21 protein-coding genes are annotated in these 22886 nt (G+C 61.8%); 19 read left to right on the top strand and 2 right to left on the bottom strand.

The window, feature by feature from the left end; genetic code table 11:
* From nagA to VEZ38_RS15600, 16 genes are all read left to right on the top strand, one after another.
* The coding region (nagA, locus tag VEZ38_RS15675; protein WP_414694731.1) for an N-acetylglucosamine-6-phosphate deacetylase at positions 1-1107 on the top strand (1107 nt) is incomplete at its 5' end.
* A 207-nt stretch (positions 1108-1314) separates the two neighbouring features.
* Positions 1315-3588 (top strand): helix-turn-helix domain-containing protein, encoded by a 2274-nt coding sequence (locus VEZ38_RS15670; RefSeq protein ID WP_324895036.1) that lies wholly within the window; start codon positions 1315-1317, stop codon positions 3586-3588.
* 201 nt (positions 3589-3789) lie between these two features.
* The gene (locus VEZ38_RS15665; protein ID WP_414694729.1) at positions 3790-4746 is read left to right on the top strand and encodes an ABC transporter permease; all 957 of its coding nucleotides are present in this window, start codon (positions 3790-3792) and stop codon (positions 4744-4746) included.
* A 24-nt stretch (positions 4747-4770) separates the two neighbouring features.
* Positions 4771-5649: a carbohydrate ABC transporter permease gene (locus tag VEZ38_RS15660; protein ID WP_324895034.1), complete on the top strand. Its 879-nt coding sequence runs from the start codon at positions 4771-4773 to the stop codon at positions 5647-5649.
* Between the two features lie 33 nt (positions 5650-5682).
* Positions 5683-7242, top strand: a complete 1560-nt coding sequence (locus tag VEZ38_RS15655; RefSeq protein ID WP_324895032.1) for an extracellular solute-binding protein — start codon at positions 5683-5685, stop codon at positions 7240-7242.
* 164 nt (positions 7243-7406) lie between these two features.
* On the top strand, positions 7407-10742 hold the full coding sequence (locus VEZ38_RS15650; RefSeq protein WP_324895030.1) for a fibronectin type III domain-containing protein: 3336 nt from the start codon (positions 7407-7409) through the stop codon (positions 10740-10742).
* A gap of 161 nt (positions 10743-10903) precedes the next feature.
* On the top strand, positions 10904-11605 hold the full coding sequence (locus VEZ38_RS15645) for a glycosyltransferase (RefSeq protein WP_324895028.1): 702 nt from the start codon (positions 10904-10906) through the stop codon (positions 11603-11605).
* The gene (locus tag VEZ38_RS15640; protein ID WP_324895026.1) at positions 11602-12405 is read left to right on the top strand and encodes a glycosyltransferase family 2 protein; all 804 of its coding nucleotides are present in this window, start codon (positions 11602-11604) and stop codon (positions 12403-12405) included. Before VEZ38_RS15645 ends, VEZ38_RS15640 begins: the two co-directional genes overlap by 4 nt.
* 3 nt (positions 12406-12408) lie before the next feature.
* A complete protein-coding gene (locus VEZ38_RS15635) occupies positions 12409-13164 on the top strand; it encodes a protein kinase domain-containing protein (protein WP_324895024.1) in 756 nt (251 codons plus the stop codon).
* 150 nt (positions 13165-13314) lie between these two features.
* Complete coding sequence (locus VEZ38_RS15630; protein WP_324895022.1) at positions 13315-14748, top strand: DHA2 family efflux MFS transporter permease subunit; 1434 nt, start codon at positions 13315-13317, stop codon at positions 14746-14748.
* A 169-nt stretch (positions 14749-14917) separates the two neighbouring features.
* The gene (locus tag VEZ38_RS15625) at positions 14918-15505 is read left to right on the top strand and encodes an Ada metal-binding domain-containing protein (RefSeq protein WP_324895020.1); all 588 of its coding nucleotides are present in this window, start codon (positions 14918-14920) and stop codon (positions 15503-15505) included.
* Positions 15502-16056, top strand: coding sequence for a methylated-DNA--[protein]-cysteine S-methyltransferase (locus tag VEZ38_RS15620; RefSeq protein WP_324895018.1), 555 nt, complete (start codon positions 15502-15504; stop codon positions 16054-16056). Before VEZ38_RS15625 ends, VEZ38_RS15620 begins: the two co-directional genes overlap by 4 nt.
* Entirely contained in the window at positions 16053-16610 is a 558-nt protein-coding gene (locus VEZ38_RS15615) for a class I SAM-dependent methyltransferase (protein ID WP_324895016.1), read from the top strand. Before VEZ38_RS15620 ends, VEZ38_RS15615 begins: the two co-directional genes overlap by 4 nt.
* A gap of 152 nt (positions 16611-16762) precedes the next feature.
* Positions 16763-17323 (top strand): ECF-type riboflavin transporter substrate-binding protein, encoded by a 561-nt coding sequence (locus tag VEZ38_RS15610; RefSeq protein ID WP_324895014.1) that lies wholly within the window; start codon positions 16763-16765, stop codon positions 17321-17323.
* Positions 17324-17494: 171 nt separating this feature from the next.
* Complete coding sequence (locus VEZ38_RS15605; protein WP_324895012.1) at positions 17495-19210, top strand: ABC transporter ATP-binding protein; 1716 nt, start codon at positions 17495-17497, stop codon at positions 19208-19210.
* Between the two features lie 5 nt (positions 19211-19215).
* Complete coding sequence (locus tag VEZ38_RS15600; RefSeq protein WP_324895038.1) at positions 19216-20046, top strand: energy-coupling factor transporter transmembrane component T; 831 nt, start codon at positions 19216-19218, stop codon at positions 20044-20046.
* On the opposite strand, the gene VEZ38_RS15595 is transcribed toward VEZ38_RS15600, so the two are convergent.
* Positions 20016-20819, bottom strand: coding sequence for an HNH endonuclease (locus VEZ38_RS15595; RefSeq protein WP_324895010.1), 804 nt, complete (start codon positions 20817-20819; stop codon positions 20016-20018). The two genes, VEZ38_RS15600 and VEZ38_RS15595, sit on opposite strands and share 31 nt — an antisense overlap.
* A 118-nt stretch (positions 20820-20937) precedes the next feature.
* On the opposite strand from VEZ38_RS15595, the gene VEZ38_RS15590 reads away from it, so the two are divergent.
* From VEZ38_RS15590 to VEZ38_RS15580, 3 genes are all read left to right on the top strand, one after another.
* Complete coding sequence (locus tag VEZ38_RS15590) at positions 20938-21420, top strand: DinB family protein (protein ID WP_324895008.1); 483 nt, start codon at positions 20938-20940, stop codon at positions 21418-21420.
* Between the two features lie 95 nt (positions 21421-21515).
* A complete protein-coding gene (locus VEZ38_RS15585) occupies positions 21516-21992 on the top strand; it encodes a hypothetical protein (RefSeq protein WP_324895006.1) in 477 nt (158 codons plus the stop codon).
* Positions 21989-22501, top strand: coding sequence for a hypothetical protein (locus VEZ38_RS15580; protein WP_324895004.1), 513 nt, complete (start codon positions 21989-21991; stop codon positions 22499-22501). Before VEZ38_RS15585 ends, VEZ38_RS15580 begins: the two co-directional genes overlap by 4 nt.
* Before the next feature lie 146 nt (positions 22502-22647).
* Here VEZ38_RS15580 and VEZ38_RS15575 read toward each other — a convergent pair whose 3' ends face one another.
* Positions 22648-22824 (bottom strand): hypothetical protein, encoded by a 177-nt coding sequence (locus VEZ38_RS15575; RefSeq protein ID WP_324895002.1) that lies wholly within the window; start codon positions 22822-22824, stop codon positions 22648-22650.
* Positions 22825-22886 lie beyond the last annotated feature (62 nt).

Raw genomic sequence — 22886 nt, 5'->3', positions numbered from 1 at the left:
GGTCCTCAGCCGGCCGTCGTTACGATGCGAGGCGGCACGATCGAAGACGTCGCTTGGGGGGCGGAGGCGGCGGCGGGAGCGGCGGACGCGGTCGTAGACGGCCACGGGCAGCTGCTCATTCCCGGGATGATCGACGTTCATATTCACGGAGCCGAGGGTTACGACATGATGGACGGCGACACTCGCAGCGTAGAGGTCGTCTCCGCGGCATGCGCGCGTACGGGCTGCACCTCGTTCCTCGCGACGTCGGTCTCTTCCTCCTTGGAGGACTTGCTGGCGATGATCGCGAGCGTGTCTCGGGTGGCCGGACGGGAACCGGGCGCGCGCATCGTCGGCATGCATATCGAAGGTCCGTATTTGAATGCGAAACGCAAGGGGATGCAAAACGAGAAGTTTTTGCGCCATCCCGACGTGTCCGAAATGGAGCGCATTCTCGCGTCTGCCGGCTCGCTCGTGAAGATGGTGACGATCGCCCCCGAGTTGCCGGGGGGCATGGAGATGATCCGCTTCCTGAAGGAGCGCGGCGTCATTCCGGCGATCGCCCATACGGACGCGACGTACGAGGAGGCGGTCGAGGCGTTCCGCGGCGGCGCCAGTCACGTGACGCATTGCTGCAACGGGATGCGGCCGATTCACCACCGGGACCCCGGGCCGATCCTGGCCGCGTTCGAGGCGGAGCACGTCAGCGTGCAGGCAATCGTGGACGACGTTCACCTGCATCCGGCTATGGTACGGCTGCTGTATCGGGAGAAGGGAGCGGGCAAAATGGTGCTCATTACTGACGCGCTGCAGGCGATGGGCATGGGCGACGGAACGTACACGTTCGGCGGACACGCGGTGCAGGTCGCGAACGGAGTGGCGACGCTCGCGGACGGCACGCTCGCTTCGAGCACGGTCACGATGAACGAGGCGCTGGCCAAGACGGTGCGCGCCGGCATTCCGCTGCGAGACGCGGTGCGCATGGCGACGGAGACGCCGGCCGACCTGCTCGGCTTGCCCGGGAAGGGGCGAATCGCGCCGGGGGCGGACGCGGATCTGGTGCTGATGAACGAACGGTTCGAGGTACTGCGCACATGGGTCGGCGGGAAGCTCGTGCATACGGTATAAGAACGATATAAGAACGGCATAAGAGAAAAATTGCAGGGGCTGTCCCAAAGTAGTGTCGGACTACTTTGAGGAGGGCTCTTTTTTAATCGCTTGAATATCGTTCAACTCGATTGACTCCGCGTTCGGGGCGTTGGTATAGTTGAGGTGCCGAAGGCTGTTTCGGTACGTACCGCCGACGTTCACGCCGAATTTCGAGGAGGTCTAGAGATGAACCGAGTATCCCCTTATTTGCTTCGGTTGATCTTGTTCGGATCGTTGCTCAGCCTGCTGCCCGTCATGTTCATCGGTGCCTTCGCTTATTATAAGGCATCCGAGGACGTTCAAGCCAAGGTGGTCGAACGCAACGGGCAGCTCGTTCGGCAGACGCAGGCGCGCGTCGACCAGGTGCTGGAGCTGGTCGAGCAATCGGTCGTTCAGTTCGCGGACTCCCCCCTGTCCAAAACCGCGCTTCGTTCCCCGCTGACCCCGGAAGACTTCGTGCTCCTGAACGAATTGCGGTCGGAACTGTCGGGATTGCAAAAGTTCAATCTCGGGGTGACGGATATCCATTACGTGAATTGGGATAAGGGCTGGTACGTCGACAACGTCGGCTGGTGGAATCCGTTCGATCGGGAAGGCGCGTTATCGTACCTGGAACAAGAGCGCTCCGCGGGGTCTCCGCCATGGGAGTTATATGAAGGGAGCCTTGGCGCCGGGCAGCCGGAAAGCTGTCATTTCCTTCTGCTGAAACGACTGCCGTACTTGTCCAACGCGCCGAGAGGCGCGGTGGCTTCTTTCGTTTCGTGCGGCCATATCGACAAGCTGATTAACGAAGTGGTCTATAACGGTTTATTCTTCGTGACCGACGAACGGGGACGCATCGTCGCCGCCAACCGGGAAGCGGCAGCGTCTCCGCGAGCGCTCCAAGCCGCGTACGACGAGCTGAGCGTCCGCGGCGGCACCGCCGCGGAGGTGTCCGTCGGGGGCGAGAGGCATCTTGTGACTAGGCATCATTCCCCCTACACGGATTGGACGTACGTCCTGCTCACGCCGCAAGCGTCGGTCTTGTCCGAGTCCGAGACGATTCGACGAACGGCGATTTCGTTATGTTCGGGCATCTTATTGATGTGCTTCGTCCTTGCGACGGTAGGCTCCCGGAGACTGTACGATCCGATCCGGCGGCTTCAGGACATGATGCGGGGCGAATCCCGCGAGCCGGCCAAGCCGCGCGCGAAGAACGAGTTTATTACGATCCAAGAAGGCATCTTGGATTTGATGAACCATCGGAAACGAATGACGGCAGAGATGCAGGGGCAGATGCGGCGGCTGAACCATTACTTCGTCGTGACGCTGATCCAGGAAGGCATGCGAGCGCAGGATATCGCGGAGCAGCTTCGGAAATTCGACTACCCGAAGGACTGGAAGCGCTGGGCGGTGCTCGTCGCAGACGTCGAACGGTTCGAGGAGACGTCGTACCCGGCGGGCGACAGAAGCTTGCTTATGTTTGCGATGCAAAATATCGCGATGGATATGCTTTCCCCTTCGCAGCGGCTGCATCCGGTGCTCATGGGGAAGTATCAGGTGACGATCATGGCCGACCATGCGGAGGACGGGTCGGCGTTCGAACGGAATCTGCTGGAATTCGCGAAGCTTTTTCAAGGGAATGTTCTATCGTATTTAAAGCTCAACGTCAGCGTCGGCATCAGCAGAGTGTACACCCGTCTCGAGGATACGCCGAAGGCGTATAAAGAAGCCTTAGAGGCGTTGAAATATCGGATTAAGCTTGGGCATCGCATGGTGCTGCCCATCGACGAGCTGGAGGGAAGCACGACGAACCGGCTCGAGGTTCCCGAAAAATTGAGCGGGGACATTATCGACCTTGTCAAGCTAGGGTACGAAGAAGAGGTCATGGGGGCGTTGGAGGTCTATTTCGACGCCTTGTTTGCGGAGGAGCGAACGCCGCTGGAATATCAATTTCTGCTTTCGCAGCTCGTCATCGGCATATGGAACCAGTTGGGAGACCCGGTCGACGCAGAGCACGACCCGGCCCAGGACGGACGCTCCGCGCTGACCCAGCTGTTCGAGCTGTCCACGAAGCAAGAAATTAAATCGTGGCTGCGGGACGTCGTCGTGCTCCCCGCCGCCCGAAGGAGGAACCAACGCGAGACGGCTCATTCCGTGAAGCTTTGCCAAGACGTGAAGCGGCTCGTTCACGAGCGATACGACAGCGATCTCACGTTGGAGGCTTGCTCGGAGCTGCTGAACTATCACCCGAATTACATCCGCCGCGTCTTTAAACAGCACGTAGGCGTCAATTTCAGCGAGTACTTGGCCGACTATCGCATGGAACGGGCCAAGTATTGGCTGTCGAAGACGGACATGAAAATATTCGAAATCGCGGAGAAGCTGAAGTACCAGAACTCCCAGAATTTTATTCGCTCGTTCCGAAAGTCGGTGGGCATGACGCCGGGGGAATATCGGGAGAAACATGCCGACGCGTAGACGTTCCCTGAAGATTATCGCGGCGCCACATCGTGTGGAAGATGATTATTGAGGTCGTTAAAACGTTGCAACGGCAAGGAGAAAAGACGTTCCGTCCGGATTGCAGACAGAAATTGGCTGCAGCGGTAGCATCATTCTTGAAAGCGGATACAAACCATGCGGGGCACTCATTCTTATTTGGAAAGGAGGAGATTCGCAACCGTGAATAAGGCTGCCATTCGACGGAAGAACGCCCCGGCGCTTCCGTCCGCGGGCTTCGTTCCGTGGAGGTCGCTCGTCCGAAACCGTTGGCTGTACCTCATGCTGCTGCCCGGCGTGCTGTACTTCGTCGTATTTCGTTATTTCCCGATGTGGGGCGTGTTGATCGCGTTTCAGGATTACCGGGTGAACTTGGGGATTTTGGGCAGCGAGTGGGTCGGGATGAAGCATTTCGTCCGGTTCTTCCATATGCCGGATTTCTGGTTGCTGTTCCGGAACACGTTTATTCTGGCCGTCTACAACCTGGTGTTTTTCTTCCCGCTGCCGATCATGCTCGCGCTCTTGCTGAACGAGGTTCGGCAGCAGGCGTTCAAGCGAACGATTCAGACGATCATTTATGTGCCTCACTTCGTGTCCTGGGTCGTCGTCGTCGGCATCGCGTATTTGTTTTTAACGACCGAAGGCGGCATCCTGAACGAGCTGATCGCGGCCATGGGGTACGAGAAAATTCCGTTCCTGCTCAGCTCCGAATGGTTTCGGACGCTCGTGACGGCGGAGGTCATCTGGAAGGAGAGCGGATGGGGGACGATTTTGTTCCTGGCCGCGCTGGCCGGCATCGACCCGCAGCTGTACGAGGCGGCCCGGATGGACGGGGCCAACCGATGGAAGCAGCTTTGGCACGTGACGCTGCCGGGAATTCGCAGCACGATCATCGTGCTTTTCATCTTGAGGCTGGGGACGTTCCTCGACAGCGGCTTCGAACAAATTTTCCTCATGCTGAACGCATTGAACCGGGACGTCGGGGAAGTGTTCGACACCTATGTGTACACAGCAGGCATTGTTCAGGGGCAGTTCAGCTACAGCACCGCCGTCGGGCTGTTCAAATCCGTCGTCTGCTTCATGCTCGTCGTCGCCGCGAACAAGCTGGCGAAGCTGCTCGGCGAAGAAGGGATTATGTGATGAGGAAGGAAAGGAGGGACGCCGATGACCGTCGATAAATCATGGGCCAGCCGGCTGGCGGACGTCGCGATTTACTTGACGTTATCGCTTAGCGCGTTGGTTTGTATCATTCCTTTTCTGTACATCGTCGCAGGCTCCTTCGCCACCCCCCAAGAGCTGGCCGAGCGAGGGTTCATTTTGTTCCCGACGCAATTCACCTTAGACACATACGAATACGTGCTGTCTACCGCCACGATCCCGGCCGGCTTGCTGACGAGCGTAAAGCTCACGGTCGTCGGCACGGCCGTGAACCTGCTCATGACCGCTTTGATGGCGTATCCGCTCGCGCGGCGGGATTTGGCCGGACGGGGCTGGATCATGTACATGGTCGTCTTCGCGATGCTGTTCAACGGCGGCATGATCCCGACGTACATCGTCGTCAAGGAAGCGGGACTGCTCAATTCGATGTGGTCGTTGATTTTGCCGGGCGCGATCAGCGCCTTCAATATGATCGTGATGAAAAATTTTTTCCAACAGCTGCCCGAAGGACTGGAGGAATCGGCCAAAATCGACGGCTGCAACGATCTGTCGATCTTGTTCCGAATCGTCGTCCCGCTCTCGATGCCGGTCATCGCGACGTTGGCGCTGTTTTACGGGGTGGGCCATTGGAATTCGTACTTTAGCGCGATTTTGTACATGAACGACGCCGAGCAATGGCCGGTTCAAGTTTGGTTGCGGCAAATCGTTATCTTGTCGGTAGGCGGCTTCTCCGAATCGACGGAGTCGCTGGAGTCCGTACCGCCTCCGGCCGAGACGATCAAGATGGCCGTAATCGTCGTATCCACCGTGCCGATGCTGCTCGTGTATCCGTTCCTTCAGAAGTATTTCGCGAAGGGGGCCTTGCTGGGCTCCGTGAAAGGTTAATCTACCATTACCCATTCGGGAGGAATCGTATCTATGAATAACGGCACCTTGCCGCGCAAGACCGCAGCCATCACTATCGCCGCCCTGATGCTTGTCTTGGCGGCTTGCTCGGGCGCCGGAACGACGGAAGCTCCGGCCCCGGCGCCGGAGACGTCCGATAGCGCAACGTCGACGCCGACGGCGGAGGCGCCCAAGGAAGCGGAGACGCCATGGAAGGAGCCGTACGTGCTCTCGATCATGGTCGACAATTTCACGCCGGATATTCCGCCGGCCGACAGCCCGTCGATGAAATTCATCGAGGCGCAGACGAAGACGGATTTGGACGTCACGTGGGTGCCTTCGGCGAACTATACGGAGAAGCTGAACGCGACGATGGCCTCCGGCGATATGCCGAAGGTGATGGTGACCCTCGGCGCCAAGGTCCCAAGCGTCATTAACGCGATCCGCACCGACGTGTTCTGGAAGCTGGACGATTACCTCAAGGATTACCCGCGGTTAAGCGCGATGAACGAGGTCACGCGGAACAATATTTCCGTCGACGGCGGACTCTACGGCATTCCGCGGCATCTGGATCTCGCGGTGCAGGCCGTCAACTACCGGAAAGACTGGCAAGAGAAGCTCGGGCTTCCGGTACCGAAGACGCTGGACGACATTTACAATATGGCGAAGGCGTTCACGGAGCAGGATCCGGACGGCAACGGCAAGCACGATACGTACGGGGTTCTAGAATCCAACTTGATCAGCTTCAACCAAATCCTGATTCACTACGGCGGCCCGCACGGGTGGACGGTCCAGGACGGCAAGTTTATTCCCGCGCACGAATCCCCCGAGTATTTGCAGGCGCTTAATTTTTATAAGCGGTTGTACGACGAGAAGCTGATGAACCAAGATTTCGCGGCGATTACGGACGTGCAGGCCAAGCAATTGTACGAGACGCACAAAGGCGGCATGAGACTTTACAATGTGTGGGAGCTGACGGAGCGGACGCCGGTGCTGCAAAGCACGGTGCCGGACGCGGAGCTGGCGATCGCGAACATCGTCTCGCCGAACGGAGAAGAGCGGTATTGGCCGGGAAGCGGATACAGCGGCGTATACTTGATCCCGAAGAGCAGCGTGAAGACGGAGCAAGAGCTTAGACGCGTATTGCAATATTTCGAGGACTTGGCCTCGCCGGAGGTGCAGCTGTTCATGCAATACGGGCTCGAAGGCGTCCACTTCAAGTTCGAGAACGGCAAGCCGAAGAAGATCGACGAGGCGCTGTACCAGAAGGAAGTCAATATTTTGCGCCGCTTGAAGCCGCATACGATGTCCGACGTGCCGGAGGGGGACAACGCGCCGGCGGTGAACGCGGTCAATAAGCATTTCGTCGAGAAGGAAAGCTTGACGATCGCCAATCCGGCCAATGCGTTCATCTCGGATACGTACACGGAAATCGGGCCGGAGCTCGATAAGATTCTTCACGACGCCCGCGTGAAATACGTGATGGGCGCGATCGACGAGGCCGGCCTCCAGGCGGCCGCCGACGAATGGCGCAAGCAAGGCGGCGACAAGATCATTCAAGAGTACGAAAAGCAGTACGCGGACGCGAAGTAATTCGAATTCGCAAAGGAACGCGGGGAAAGATCAACGTCTTTCCCCGTTTCCGGCGAAGGCGAAACTTTCCCGGGTAGAAATCTTTCGTTAGAGAGGTTGTTCCGATCCTCCTTTACCCAGAAAATGGGGATGTTGCACCATTTTCTGTAGAGGAGGATTTATTTATGTCGAAGGTACGGTTCCGAAGTCGGTACGCTAGGGCATTCGCCGCCGGGACGATCGCGTTGACCCTTGCGTGGTCGTGCCTGGCCTCTTTCGCAAGCGCTTCCGCGACGTCGGAAACGAGTCCCGCCGCCGCGTCGGCCACCGCGATTACGGATGCGGCGATGAACACGGCGACGCCCGCGAAATTGTCGAAGTTCGAGATGACATTCAATCTGTCCGAGACGTACGCCAATCCGTTCGATCCGCAGGAGGTCGATGCGCGGGCGACGATCCGCACGCCGTCGGGCAAGGTCGAAGTCGTGCCTGCGTTCTACCGCGGCGACGATGCGCCGAATTGGGCGATCCGCTACACGCCGAGGCAGCCGGGCGGGCACGAGATTACGCTGACGGTGCGCGACAAGAACGGCGTGGCGACGAGCGGCGCCTATACGTTCACGGCGACGGGGGAACCCGCCCCGGGCCGCGGCTTCATGGGCGTATCGGGCGACCGGTTCGTCGATTCGCACGGGAAGCAGCTCACGCTGCTCGGGACGAACTACGCGTGGAGCACGCCCGCCGACATAACGGCGGCGATGCCCGAATACAAGGCGGCCGGCATGAATCTCATGCGGTTCTGGCTGACGTGCTGGTGGGCGAACTATTCGCCGGAGTACGGGCCGGTGACGACGACGCAGGGCGGCATCACGATGACGTACAACGGCATCGGCGATTACAACCTCGAAAACCTCGAGCGCATGGATACGGTGCTTGAGACGGCCGAGGAGAATGGCATCTATCTGATGCTGACGCTGAACAGCTTCGGGGATTTCTACTACGACTGGGCGTACCATGCGTACAACCGGGCGAACGGCGGACCGTCCAACTGGACGGAAAACGATACGGACTTCTGGTACAACCCGGAAGCGCTGCGCTACCAAGAGCGGCTGTTGCGTTATGTGTTCGCCCGCTGGGGATACAGCGCGTCGCTCGGCATGCTCGAGTATTGGAACGAATCCGACAACCGCGTCGACACGGAGACGTGGATTCGCGACGCCTGGCATAAGTCCATGGACGATTACTGGAAGAGCTGGGACTTCTATAAGCACCCGACGACGACGAGCTTCGCGTGGAAGGATCACGTCGGGCAGCATGCGACGCAGGATTCTTGGGACAATCTCGATACGCTCGACGTCGTAAACTCGCACCTATACGAGGACAGCGAGCAAATTATCGACAAATGGGAAGCGACCCTGAACGCGCTGCGGCAGTTCGGCCACCGTCCGATCTTTATGGGCGAGGTCGGGAAAACCCATAACGACACGTCGAGCGATACGGAGCTGCTGTACTATTTGCATGACGGTCTCTGGTCGCCGATTTTCCGCGCGGGAGCGGCCGGGGCGAACGTATGGTGGATTTTCGAAAACGGCTTCAACCCGCCGGCCGAATACAAGGCGCAGTATAAGCATCTGGCGGATTTCATTCAGCCGGAAGAAGGGCATCTGCTTTCCATGCCGCACCGCGATCTGGGCGAGATCGGCGGCGGGGCGAAGGCCGGCGGGTACATCGCGGAGGATCGCGCGCTGCTGTGGGTGAACGACACCGTGTCGACGTATAAGGTCGCGTCGCCGCGTACGCTCGAAGGCGCGGTCGTCACGCTCGACGGCATGAAGCACGGTCCGTACGACGTGACGTATTATAACACCTATACCGGCGAAACCGTGTCGACGGCGCAGGGCATCGCGAACGCGCAAGGCTTGCGCCTTGAGCTGCCTTCGTTCGCGCGAGATCTCGCCGTGAAGGCGGTGCATCGTCAGGCCGGCGACGACAAGAACGACCGGAAGGCGCCTACCCCGCCGACCGGCGTCGCCGCGACGGCGACGACCGAGCGGACGGCGACGCTGTCGTGGGAAGCTTCGGACGATCACATCGGCGTCGTCGGCTACGACATCTTCCGTGACGGCGTATTCGTCGGCGAGACCCACGGCCCGGCGACGACGTTCAAGGATACGATTCTAGAGCCGGGCACGACGTACTCGTATACGGTTGTCGCCAGAGACGCGGCAGGCAACCGGTCGGAGGCGAGCGCACCTGCCGCGGCGACGACCGCGGAGAGCGACGCGGAAGCGCCTTCGGCGCCGTCCGGCTTGGAGGTGCTGGACGTCGGCACCGGTACGGTCGACCTTGCGTGGGGCGCCTCGACGGACGACCGCGCGGTTCATTCGTATTTGGTGTATCGCGACGGCGTGCTCTTCGGCACGACGCAGTCGACGACTCTGCAAGACGACGGGCTGCGGCCGGGACGTACGTATGCGTATACGGTGAAGGCGAAGGACGCGGCAGGCAACGTGTCCGCAGCGAGCGAAGTCGTTCAGGCGACGACCGACGCTCCCGCCATGACGCCGAATTTGCTGCCGAATCCGGGCTTCGAAGACGTCGTCGACGGGAAGCCGGCGAACTGGACGTGCGAGCAAAATTGGTATTGCGCTTCCGATCTCGTAGAGAAGCGCTCCGGCGACGCCTCGCTGAAGATCGAAGGCGACACCGGCGCTTGGTTCGGCATCGCGTCGGCCGCGGGACCGGCGATCGCCGGCAATACGTACGAGTTGGACGGCTATGTGAACATCTCCTACAACTTCGGGGCTTTCCTGAAGGTGCGCATGCAATTCCTGAACGCGGTCGGCAGCATTCTCGACGACCGGACGGTGCATGTCTATAGCGGTACGACGAGCGGCTTCGAGAACGTGTACGGCGCCTTCGTCGCGCCGGCGCACACGGCCAAGGTGCGCGTCTATGCGTACATCGAAGGCTTGAACGCGACGATCCGCCTGGACGACTTCTCGATCCGCGGCTACGGTCCGCACACGCAGCCGGAGGAGCCGGAGGAACCGACGGGGAATCTGCTGCTGAACGGCAGCTTCGACGAGCGCAACGACTCCTGGAAGACGGCGATCTGGACGTGCGAGAAGGAGTGGCTGTGCCAATGGACGGATCAGGTGAAGCGAACGGACGGCGAAGGCACGGCGTCCATGCGCATCGTCACGTACGGCCCGGATTGGTTCGGCGTGTATCAGGACGCCGTCGCGTCGGCGGGGAACGCGTATGCGTTCGACGGGTACGTGAAGGTCGCGGCGCGGTCGGCCGGCAAGCTGCAGGCGAAGCTGGCGTTTTACGACGACGCGGGCGCCCAGCTATCCGAGGAGTGGCTCGCGGATCTCGACGCCGCGGGCGACGCGTGGGTTCGGGTGCAAGGCGCGAAGACCGCCCCGGCGGGCGCCGCGAAGGTGCGCGTGCTGATCTACGCCAACGGCTTCCACGGCGACGCGTATCTCGACGATTTCAGTTTGGTGCGACAGTAATCTCATAACGGCTCGGAACGGCGCTCGTACTTCGGTACGGGCGCCGTTTTCGTTCGGAATTGGACGAACGTGCTCTGCAAAACGCACATTCGTAGTTTTTAAGATTGCATAGGATAAGGACAAACGAATCATAGAATCGTTAAGAGAATGGAGGCTGCGCCATGATTTCCGTCATCATCAGCACGAACCGCCCCGAACGCATGGAAAACGTCTTCCGCAACTATGCGCGGCAACGGTTGAAGGACAAGGAAATGATCGTCGTGCTGCACGGCGAGCATATGGATGCCGACGCCTGGCGCCGGGAGGCCGAGCGTCACGATCGCGTGAGCGTCTATACGATGCCGAAGAAGGCGTCCGTCGGCGCGTGCAAAAACTTCGCCGTCCGGAAGGCGAAACATCGGTACGTCGCAAAATTCGACGACGACGATTATTACGGTTCCTACTATCTGTCGGAACTCTATAAAGCTTTCAAAACAAAGAAAGCGGACGTCGTCGGAAAATCCCGTTCCTTCGCCTACGTCACGAAGTATCGCGCGCTCTTGCTGCGCAGGGGGGACGCGGAGCGGGGGCGCGCGAAGCAGCTCCGGGGGCCGACGATCGCCGCGAGGAAGAGCATTTTCAAGAAGGTGAAATGGCCGGACCGCGGACGCGGCGGCGACAAGGTGTTCTTGAAGCGCTGCGTAAGGCGAGGGTTGAAGCTTTACGCGACCGGCAAATACAACTTTGTGTACATCCGGGGAGATCGGACAGCGCATACGTGGGGGATCGGCGCGAAGCAATTCATGAAGCGCTGCGCGTTCGTCCGGCGCACGGACGATTATCGGCCGTACGTCGACCGGCGGGTAAAGGGGGGCCATCGATGAAACAAACGGGTTTCGAGCAAGTTACGGCGATTATCAAGACGTTCGAGCGGCCGCATTGCCTCGACCGACTGATCGCCAGCATTCGCGAATATTATCCGGAGATGCCCATCATTGTCGCGGACGACAGTCGCAGACCGGCCGTGCGGAACGACGTGGAATACCACGTGCTGCCCAAGGACAGCGGCTTGTCCCGCGGGCGCAATTATTTGGTGAAGCAGGTAAAGACGCCGTATACGCTGCTGCTCGACGACGACTTCTGCTTTATTCGAGAAACGGACATAGGCAAGCTGCTGCGCGCAATGAAGGCCGGCGGGTTCGACATCGTCGGCGGCAGGTACTTGGAGCCCAAAGGCGTTCGCAATTCGCAAGGGACGTTCAAGCTGTCCCGAGGCGTGCTGCATTACCTCGTCAAATCGCGGGGGAAGAAGGCGGGCCTTCCTAGGTACGACATCGTGAACAACTTCTTCCTGGCCCGTACGGAGGCGCTGCGGCGCTGCCGCTGGGACGACCGATTAAAGACGGGCGGGCAGCACTTGGATTTCTTCCTGCAGCATAAGGGGAAGCTGAAGGTCGCCATGCATCCGGGCGTATTCGTATACCACACCAACGACCGGAGCAGCGAGACGTACGTGAAGTTCCGGAGCCGGGACCGGACGACGTTCAAGCCGATGTTCATGAAGAAGCATGGCATCAAGAAGATTCGGCGGGAGCGGGGGCTGTTCCGGCCGGTACGCACGGTGAAGAAGCGGTTGAGTCGGGAGACGCGGATGCTGCTCAGATCGGGAAGGAAGGGGGCTTGAGCCATGGGGAGGCGCTCGCTCCGGCGCTATGAGATTCGCTCGAAGCCGGTCGGCGAGGGAAAGCAAGGGCGCGTATATTTCGGCCGCGACGCGGAGCGCCGGAAGGGCGTGGCGGTGAAGGAGACGTTCGACCCGGCGCACGCGGAGCAGGAGGCGCGGGCGATGCGGTCGGTCGGCCCGTCTCCGTACTTGCCGGCATTCGTGGATTGCTTCCTGGCGCACGGCAGAGGGTATCTCGTGACGGCGTGGATTTCCGGCCGGCCGCTTCGGGACGTCCGCGCGAAGCGCAAGCGGCGCGTCGCCGTCGGCATCGCGCTCGACGTGCTGAAGGCGCTGCAGGACGTTCATGCCGCCGGGTATTTGCACGGAGACGTACATGTGAACAACGTCATGTTCGCGAAGCGGAACGCCGGGCGGGTCAAGCTGATCGATCTGGGGCGGGCGCTGCCGAAAGACGCGGACGGCATCTATCGCGGAAAAAACGAACGGAAGGCGCCTAGGGCGTTCGCTCCGCCGGAGCAACGACGGAGCGGGCGATGGACGCTCGACGACAGCTCCGATCTATACAAGGCAGCGGGGCTGTGCGTATACCTCATGACGCGAAAGAAGCCTGCGCTCGACCCGGCCTCCGGCGGGCACCGGTGCACGCTGAAAAACAAGAAGCTGCAGAGCGTCCTAAATAAGGCGATGCGGGCCGACCCGAAGGAGCGGTACCGGTCGGCGGCGGAGTTCATTCGGGCGTTGGAGCCGTTCGCGTAAGCGAACGGCTTCGGCGCGTTGTCGATTGCAAATAATTTACGCGGAGGGGATTGACTTCCGCAACTGTAAACTTTAGAGTAACAGATAGTGGGCGGCGAATCAGTTTCGCCTACATAGAGACATTACCGGATAAGGAAGTGGGAGTTAAGTATGAAGCAATACAATACGCGCGCGATTATGGCGTCGCTGCTCATCTGCGGCTTTATGGGCCTGTTCAGCGAGACGGCGTTGAACATCGCCATTACCAATCTAATGGACGTCTTCGACATCTCGGCGGCGACCGCGCAATGGCTTACGACGGGCTTCTTGTTGACGCTCGGCGTGCTCATGCCGATGACGGGCATGTTGCTGCAGTGGTTTACGACGAGGCAGCTGTTCATCGGGTCGGTGGCGAGCTCGATCGTCGGCACGCTGGTCGCGGCGCTTTCGTTCAATTTCGAAATGCTGATGTTCGCTCGCGTCCTGCAGGCGGCCGGCATGGGGCTGCTCATTCCGCTCATGTTCAACACCATTCTCGTCGTATATCCGCCGGAGAAGCGGGGCGCGGCGATGGGCTTCGTCGGACTCGTCATCATGTTCGCGCCGGCGACCGGCCCGACCGTGGCGGGCATTCTGATCGAGTATTTGTCGTGGCACTATATTTTTTGGCTGTCGCTGCCGTTCTTCGCGATCGGCTTGTTGGTCGGACTGAAGTTCTTGGAAAATGTCACCGAGGTCACGCGTCCGCGCATCGACCTATTGTCCGTGGCGTTGTCCACGATCGGTTTCGGCGGCGTCGTGTTCGGCTTCAGCAAAGCCGGCGAAGGCGCGGAAGGCTGGAGCAGCCCGGTCGTTCTCGCGACGATCGTCACGGGGGTCGTCGCCCTCTTGCTGTTCGTGCTGCGTCAGCTGTCCATGCGGGAGCCGATGATGAACCTGCGCGTCTTTAAGTTCCCCATGTTCATCGTAGGCCTGCTCCTCGTGTTGTCTTGCATGATGATCATGCTGTCGACGATGATCATCCTGCCGATGTATTTGCAGAACGGCATGGCGCTGTCCGCGTTCGCGGCCGGGCTGATGCTGCTGCCGGGCAGCGCGTTGAACGGATTTCTATCGCCCCACATGGGGAAGCTGTTCGACCGATACGGGCCGAAGTGGCTCGTCATTCCGGGGCTGGCGGTCGTCGCGGCCGCGCTTTGGTTCTTCTCCGGCATCACGCCCGCCACGTCGATCGCGTTCATCGTCGCGCTGCATATCGCGCTGATGGTCGGCATCTCCATGGTATGGATGCCGGCGCAGACGAACGGCCTCAATCAGCTTCCGCCGGAGCTGTATCCGCACGGCACGGCGGTCATGAACACGCTGCAGCAAGTGGCCGGCGCGATCGGCACCGCCGTAGCCGTCAGCATTCTCACGACCGGCATGGAACGGTACCTCGGCCGCTCCGCCGCGCCGGGCGAGGTGGCGGAAGTCGCGAACGCGATGACGTTCGGCTCGCAGCACGTCTTCTTGTTCGCTATGATCGTCACGCTCGTCGGCTTGGCGATGGCGCTGTTCATTCGCCGCGTCATCGTGACGCACGGGGCGATGCATCCGTCGCATTAAAGGGTTCCGCCGCATGCTTTTGACGTCCTGAACGCCATGACCGCCCCGGAAGTCTTCCATAGACTTCCGGGGCGGTTTCGCGTTCCGCTGACGGAATGTTGCGCTCCTATGCCGCGGGGCTATCGAGCGGAGGGCGGTTGGCTTATACTGCAAGTATGAGGTGAGCGGAATGAGGGAACCGATCGAAGGAGCGCTGTTCGAAGCGATCTACGCTTCCGTCGTACGCCGGGAGGCGACGTACGACGGGGTTTATTATACAGGGGTGCGGACGACGAAGATCGTCTGCCGGCCGTCTTGCCGGGCGAAGACGCCGCTGGCGGCGAACGTGACGTTTTATCGGTCGCTGGCGGAGGCGTTGGAGGCGGGGTTTCGGCCGTGCAAGCGATGCCGCCCGGAGGCGAACGGCCGCTTGTCGCCCGACGCGGCGCTGGCGGCGCAGGTGGACGGGCTGCTGGAGGCGGGCGTCGCCGGCAGGCCGACGTTGGCGTCGCTCGCCAAGGCGCTGTCGATCAGTCCGTTTCACCTGCAGCGGATCTACAAGCGGGAGCGCGGCGAGTCGCCGGCGGCGGCGCTGGAGCGGCTGCGGCGACGGGCGGCGGTCCGGCTGCTGGAAGAAACCGAGGCGCCGATCGGCGAAGTGGCTAGGGCGGTCGGGTACGGCAGCGCCTCGCATTTCGCCGCATGGTTCGCTCGCGGCGCGGGGGCGTCGCCGACGCAGTACCGGAGCGAGCGCAGAGAGAGGAGCATGCAGCGATGACCGAACCGATCTACTATTATACGCTGCCCGACGAGGCGTCGAGCTGGACGCTGCTCGGAAGCGGTAACGGCGTGTGCGCGCTGCTGTACCGGGAGGAGCAGCTAGTGGAGGCGAGGGGCTGGCTGGACGCGGTCGCGCCTCATGGCTACGCGCTGCGGGCGGACCGGGCGCCGTTCGAGGCGTTCGGCGTCGTCGAACGGCTGCGCCGCTACTTCGCCGGGGAGCGCGTCGGCTTCGAGGGCATTCCGCTCGACATCCGCGGGACGGCGTTCCAGCGGGAGGTATGGACGGCGCTTGCGGACATTCCGTACGGCGAGACGCGGACGTACGGCGAGGTGGCGTCGGCGATCGGCCGCCCGAGGGCGACCCGCGCCGTCGGCGCGGCGAACGGACGCAACCCGCTGCCGGTGCTGCTGCCGTGCCATCGAGTCGTCGGCGCGGACGGTACGATGACCGGCTACCGCGGGGGGCTTGCGATGAAGAAGCGGCTGCTCGCGATCGAGGGCATCGGAGGCGTCGCGGAGCGCGGACACGCGCGGTTTCGGTTTTGAGCGGCGAGGGGGCGTCATGGATCGGCGCGGCGGCCGCGGGGCTGATGCTTCTAGCCGCTTTATCGATCGTCGCCGCGAGCTGGCGGAACGGCATCTCCCCGATGCCGGCGTCGGCTCCCGTGCGCCGCGTCGTCGCCGCGGAGGTCGCCCGGTTCGGCCGCGCCGGCCGCGTCGCGGAGGCGGGCGCGGGCTGGGGCACGCTGGCGCTGGCGATCGCTCGCCGCAACCCCGGGTGGACGGTGACGGGCATCGAGAATTCGCCCGTGCCTTGGCTGTCGTCCGTCGCGCTTGCCCGAGCGGCGGGACTGACCGGGCGGGTTCGTTTTCTAAGAGGGGATCTGTTCAAGTTTCCTTACGAGGAGGCGGACCTCGTCGTCTGTTATTTGTATCCCGGGGCGATGGCGAGGCTGAGCGGCGTCCTTCGTCGCAGGCTGGCGCCGGGGGCGCGGGCGATCAGCGTCTGCTTCGCGATGCCGGGCTGGACGCCGGAGCGGGTGCTGACCTGCAGCGACGCGTACGCGACGAAGGTTTATATCTATACGGCAGACGGTTAGGGGCATTGAATATTTCCTGGGTAATGTAATGAAAAAGTAACATAACCCTAGTTACGATTTTGTGAACATTTGCTATAATTTGCTTGCAAGCGCAATACATAATTTACTAGTTTGCAAGATGCAATCACAATTTCTAAGGGGGCTTCGAACGTATGGGTAACGGCAATGCATTATCGATCAAGACGATCGTCGCGATCGGAATCGGCTCTGCGGTATTCGTCGTATTGGGACGCTTCGGCTCGCTGCCGTCCGGCGTGCCGAACACGAACATCGAAACCGCATACGCCTTCCTGGCGCTGATGGCCGTTTTGTTCGGACCGGCGGCGGGCTTGCTGATCGGCTTGATCGGCCACACACTGAAGGATGCAATCTTCTATGGTTCTCCGTGGTTTAGCTGGGTCATCGCTTCGGCGATCGTAGGTCTCGTCATCGGGCTTGCGGCGAATCGTATCGCGCTGCGCGACGGCGTTTTCGGAGGGAAGGAGATGCTCCGGTTTAACCTCTTCCAGGTCGTCGCGAACGCGGCCGCTTGGTTTTTGATCGCCCCGACGCTCGACATTGTGATGTACGCCGAGCCTGCGGACAAGGTGTTCGTGCAAGGGCTCGTCGCCGGCGCGGCGAACATCGTGACGGTCGGCGTAATCGGTACCGTCTTGGCGATGTTGTACGCCAAGACGCGCACGAAGAAAGGCAGCCTGACCAAGAGCGCATAGCGCCCGCGCGACCCGCGCCTTCGCCGCCGCGGCGGAAAGCGGGCGTGGACGCGCGGCGGCTTCGCCTCCCCTCCTTCGAGCGGCCCCCTGAGACAGGGGCGGACCGCCGAAGGAGCGGGAGGTTTTCTTCGCTTTTTACTTATCGACATGCAAGGGCGTAGGAGCGAAACCATGGGAGATCCAATCCACCCGGTCATCGAATTTCGCGGCTTCGGCTTTCAATATCGCGCGCAAGCCGAGCCGACGCTGTACGACATCGACTTGACCGTGTATGCAGGAGAGAAGCTGGCGATCGTCGGGCCTTCGGGCTCGGGGAAAAGCACGCTGGCGCATTGCTTGAACGGCCTGGCGCCGCAAGTGTACGAAGGGGAAACGACGGGGATACTGCGCGTGCTCGGGCGGGATCATCGGGAATTGAACGTTTACGAGCTGTCCCGTCGGGTCGGGACGGTGCTTCAGGATCCCGACGGCCAATTCGTCGGGCTGACCGTGGCCGAAGATATCGCGTTCCGATTGGAAAACGAAGGCGTTCCTCTGCCCGCCATGCAAACGAAAGTGGCGGCGGCGGCCGATGCGGTCGGCATTCGGGCGCTGTTGGACGCCTCTCCCCAAGCGTTGTCGGGGGGGCAGAAGCAGAAGGCGACGATGGCCGGCGCGCTCGTGGAGCCCGTCGATATTTTATTGTTCGACGAACCGCTCGCGAGCCTGGACCCGGCGGCGGGACGGGCCGCCGTCGAGCTGATCGACCGGCTGCACCGGGAGACGGGGGCGACGGTCATTATCGTCGAGCATCGGCTCGAGGACGTGCTGCACCGGGACGTGGACCGCGTCGTCGTAATGGAGGCGGGCCGCATCGTCGCGGCGGCGCCGCCTGCAGAGCTGCTGTGCACGGAGACGCTCGCGCGGGCGGGCATCCGGGAGCCGCTGTACTTGACCGCGCTGAAATACGCGGGGTGGGAGGCGTCGCCGGAGCGGCGTCCGGAGCGGGTCGAGACGGTCCGGCTCGACGGCTTCGCCGAGCGTCTCGGGGCGTGGGCCGAGTCGGTCGCGGCGCCGCCGCGGCGCGAGACGGGCGAGACGCTGCTCGAGCTGCAGCGGGTGGACTTCGCTTATGAACGCGGCAAGCCGATCCTGAAGGACGTTTCCTTCGCGCTGCGCCGAGGGGAGAAGGTGTGCCTTGCGGGTCGGAACGGCGCCGGGAAATCGACGATCACGAAGCTGATTTGCGGTTTCCTGCAGCCGAGCGCCGGGCGGCTGTTGTGGAACGGGGAGGATATGCGGTCGCTTACCGTACGCGAGCGCGCGGAGCGCATCGGGTACGTGATGCAAAATCCGAACCATATGATTTGCAAGCCGTTCGTCTACGAGGAGGTGGCTTTCGGGCTTCGCCTTCGCGGCGCGCCGCCGGAGGAGGTCGAGTCGCGGGTTCGCTCGGCGCTGCGCGCGTGCGGGCTGGACGACGTCCGGGCGTGGCCGATCTCGGCGCTCAGCTTCGGGCAGAAGAAGCGCGTGACGATCGCCTCCGTACTGGCGTTGTCGCCGTCGGTCATCATCCTGGACGAACCGACGGCCGGGCAGGACTACCGGCATTATGCGGAATTCATGGCATTCCTGGAACGGTTGAACGCGCAGGGAACGACGCTGCTCATGATTACCCACGATATGCATCTTATGCTGGAGCATTCGGATCGGACGATCGTGCTTTCGAACGGCGAGAAATGCGCCGACGCCGACCCGGCGACCGTCCTGTCGAACGAAGCGACGGTACGAGCGGCAGGGTTGCGGCGGACGTCGCTGCACGAGCTGGCGGAGCGCGCCGGCCTTCCGCGGCCGGACGAATTCGCGCGGCGGTTCGTCGCGTACGACCGGGAGGTGCGGAGACGTTGAGGACGATGCTGTCTTATCAGGAGACGGGGTCGCCCGTACATCGGCTGACGGGCGCGACGAAGCTCATCTTTTTCTTGCTGTGGGCGGGGACGACCATGGTCACTTACGATACGCGCTGCCTCGCGGCGATGTTTCTGCTCGCGATGGCCGCGTTCCGGCTTTCCCGCATTCGCTTTCGCGACGTGTCGTTCGTCGTATATTTGATCGCGGCGTTCCTGCTGCTGAACAACGTGGCCATCTACTTGTTTTCGCCCGAAGAAGGCGTTCGAATTTACGGCACCCGCCACGAGTGGTTCCGCATCGCGGGTCCGTACACGGTGACCGCGGAACAGCTGTTTTACCAAGCGAACGTGATATTAAAGTACGCGACCGTAACGCCGATGGCGATTTTGTTTCTCGTCACGACGCAGCCGAGCGAGTTCGCTTCGTCGCTGAACCGGATCGGGGTCGGGTACCGCGTCGCGTACGCGGTAGCGATCGCGATGCGGTACATCCCGGACGTGCAGCGGGATTTCCAGCATATCGCGTTCGCGCAGCAAGCGCGCGGGGTCGATTTATCGAGGAAGGAGCGGCTGCACAAGCGCATCAAGAACGTCTTCGCCGTTCTCATTCCGCTGATGCTGTCGAGTCTCGAGCGCATCGAGACGGTCAGCGCGGCGCTCGAGCTGCGCGGCTTCGGCCGCGGACGAAGCCGCACCTGGTACGCCGCCCGCCCATTCGGGAAGGGCGATCGGGCGGCGCTGGCGCTGATCGTCGTCGTCGCGGCGACCGTGACCGTCGTCACGTTCCTCGACGGAGAGCGGTTTTATTGGTTCGGAGACGGAGACGGAGGATGAACCGGAGGCCCGCGGTCGATGAACGCCTGCAAGTCTTGATCCGCCTTGCTTTGATTGCACAGATGGCAGGCGGCGACGCAGTTGACGGGCGTCGTATGGCCGCCCTTGGCTCGCGGCAGCAGATGATCGATCGTGTCGCCGTACTCCCCGCAGAAGTAGCAGGTGAACTTGTCCCTCGTTAAGATGTAGCGCCGGAACGCCTTGTTGCTGTAGATACGGCGAATCGTATGCCGGTTGACGACGATCGCCGCCCGTTCTTTCACGAGCGTCACGGCCGTCTCGAGGTCCGTCTCCTGATACCAACGGCGCCCCTTGTCCGTCTTGCCGCGCATGCCGACCGTGCCTTGCCGGTTGACGCGCAGCACCGAAGCGTCCGGTCCCTCCGGCAGCGGCGGCAGCTCCGGCAGCGGCGGAGGCACCCACGGTTTGCCCGCGGGCGGCGCCGGCGCGGCAAGCGGCGATTCGAGGACCGGCGCTTCCGTTGCGTCCGGGACCGCCGGCTTCCGCTTCTTTCGCCGGGATTTGCGGCGCTTCTTCTTCGCCGTCGCGACCGGCGCCGCCGAAGGGATCGGCGGCTCGTCCGCCGGCGGAAGCGCCGTCGCGGCGTCCGCCGGAACGAGCTTCGTCTTGCGTTCGATCCGGCAGGCGCGGCACGGCCCGCGGCGGCCGTGCTTGCCCGAGCGCCGGCCCGTGCGGCGCTGGAAATCCTCCACGGGCTTCGTCTCGCCGCAGTATGCGCACGTCTTCATTTGCGGTTCTTGGTTGTCTGCCATGGGCTCCGTTGCCCTCCTGTTCCGTTGCGAATCGCGATAGGACTATTATAGCTTAAATTCGTTTGAAGCGTATGGTCGGGCGGGAATTCGCCTGCCGAAACAGAAAGGATGATGCCGTATGTCGTCGTATTTATTCGATCAGCTTGCGTTCGTTCGCGGCCAAACCTTGCAGGCGCTGCAGGACGTGCCGGAGGAGGCGGCCGCCGCCGTGCCGGAAGGCTTCCGCAATTCGATTCAATGGCAGGCGGGCCATATTTACCTTGCGCAGGAGCGGTTCGCCTTCGTGCTGCAAGGGCAGGACGGGGATGTGCCGCCCGCCTTCCCCGCGTGGTTCGGCGCCGGCTCTTCGCCTGCCGCCTGGACCGAGCCGGCGCCCGCGCTCGCGGAGCTGAGAGAACGGCTTCGGGCGCAGCAAGAGCGGATCGCCGCCCGATGGAAGGGGCGGCTGCACGAGGGCGCGCCCGCGCCGTATACCACTTCGACGGGCTTGACGCTCGCGACGACCGAGGCGTTCTTACAATTTACGCTGTATCACGAAGGCATGCATTTCCAAGCGATAAAGATGTACAAGGCGATGCTGCTGCCGCGGCCGAGGGCATAACGCGAAAGATCGGTTACGAGGGTTCTTGACCGTTTCCGTTTAATTGCGCGGGATATGGGCATATTTGCTAATATACCGAGGAAAGCGGTGTTGTCATGATCTCCGTAGCGCTGCTCGCTGCCGCTGTATTATCGCTCGTTTCGTTCTGTTTCCGCCGCAAGCGCCTGCATGGGCTTGCGCTTGCGTTCGGTTGGCTCGTCGCGCTTTTTATTAAGGACGCTTTGTTCGTGGTGGCGTTCCTCAATATGCGCATCGTCGAAATTCCGGCGTCCACGGGCGCGATGGCGCTGCGGATCGTGAACATCTATATATTAACGCCCGTTATCGTGATGTGGGGCGTCGATGCCTCCGCCGTCGCGGCGGGCGCGTTGCGCAAGCTCTGGGCTTGGGCCGCGGCGGCGGCGGCATTGGTCGCTTTCGACGCCGCCTTCGTCGCCGCGGGCGCTTGGAAGCCCGTGCAGGGGTGGTCGCTCGCCCTGTCGGCCGGCGAATCGGCACTCGTGTACGCGGCCGCGGCGTTGGCGACGGCCGCGTTCGCGCGCGCCATGCGGAAGGACGGCATTCCCGCATGAAGCCGCTTTACTATCACAACTTCGATGCGAACGATTGGTTCATCGTGATTTGCATCTTGCTCTCTTACGCGATCGCCTTCCGGCTGCCGCGGGCGTTCCCGCGCCCGCTCACGGCGCTCGTCGCGCTGTTCGGGATCACGCTCGCGAAGTCCGCCGATCATACGCTCGGCATCAAGCCGCTGGATTTTTACGATACGAACGAAATTCCGGTGTTCGACGCGGCCGATCTGGCGACTTGGCTCTTATATCCGGTCGCCGCGTATTTATTCGTATATGCGTACCATCGGATGCGCATCCGGGGCTTATGGCATACGGCGTTCATTTTGGCCGGGGCGATCGGGGCGGCAGGGTTCGAGTTGTTGTGCTTAGCCTTTCATGTATTCTCGTACAAAGAATGGACGCTTGCTTATTCTTTCGTCGTTTACTTGGTTTCGCAAAGCCTGACGATCGCGTTCTTCCGCATCGCGAAGCGCTCTTATCTCGCCGCGAAGGGACGCCTTCGGTCATAGTTACCATGTTCCGCCCGGTGCTCTATTATTAGATCAAGATCGCTGTCCCCGGCCTAAGCGTCCCGCATCGGAGCGAGCCGCCCGCGCCGGCCCTCGCATAAATAAGGCGCGGCGCTTCCCTTCCGGGAGGCGCCGCGCTTCTTTAGTTACCGATTGTTTAAATTTCGGAGCACCTGGGGCATCGGCGTTCCCGCATCGTTCGCGTCGTCGTCCGCGCGCTGCTCGTTCGCGGAACGGGACGCGGGCTTCGCCGCTTTCCGTTCCGGCGCGGCCGGGTTGCCGGACGTGAATCGCGCGGCGTCCATGCCGTCCATAATGTTCACGTGCGTTACTCCTCCTTCTCCTCGCGGCGAATGTCGTCTTTCCGCCTTACTCTTCCCATGCG

Source organism: Paenibacillus sp., from assembly GCF_035645235.1.
Classification (GTDB): Bacteria; Bacillota; Bacilli; order Paenibacillales; family YIM-B00363; genus Paenibacillus_AE.
The sequence above is the reverse complement of the archived record's forward strand: the minus strand, read 5'-3'. Positions and strand labels throughout refer to the sequence as shown.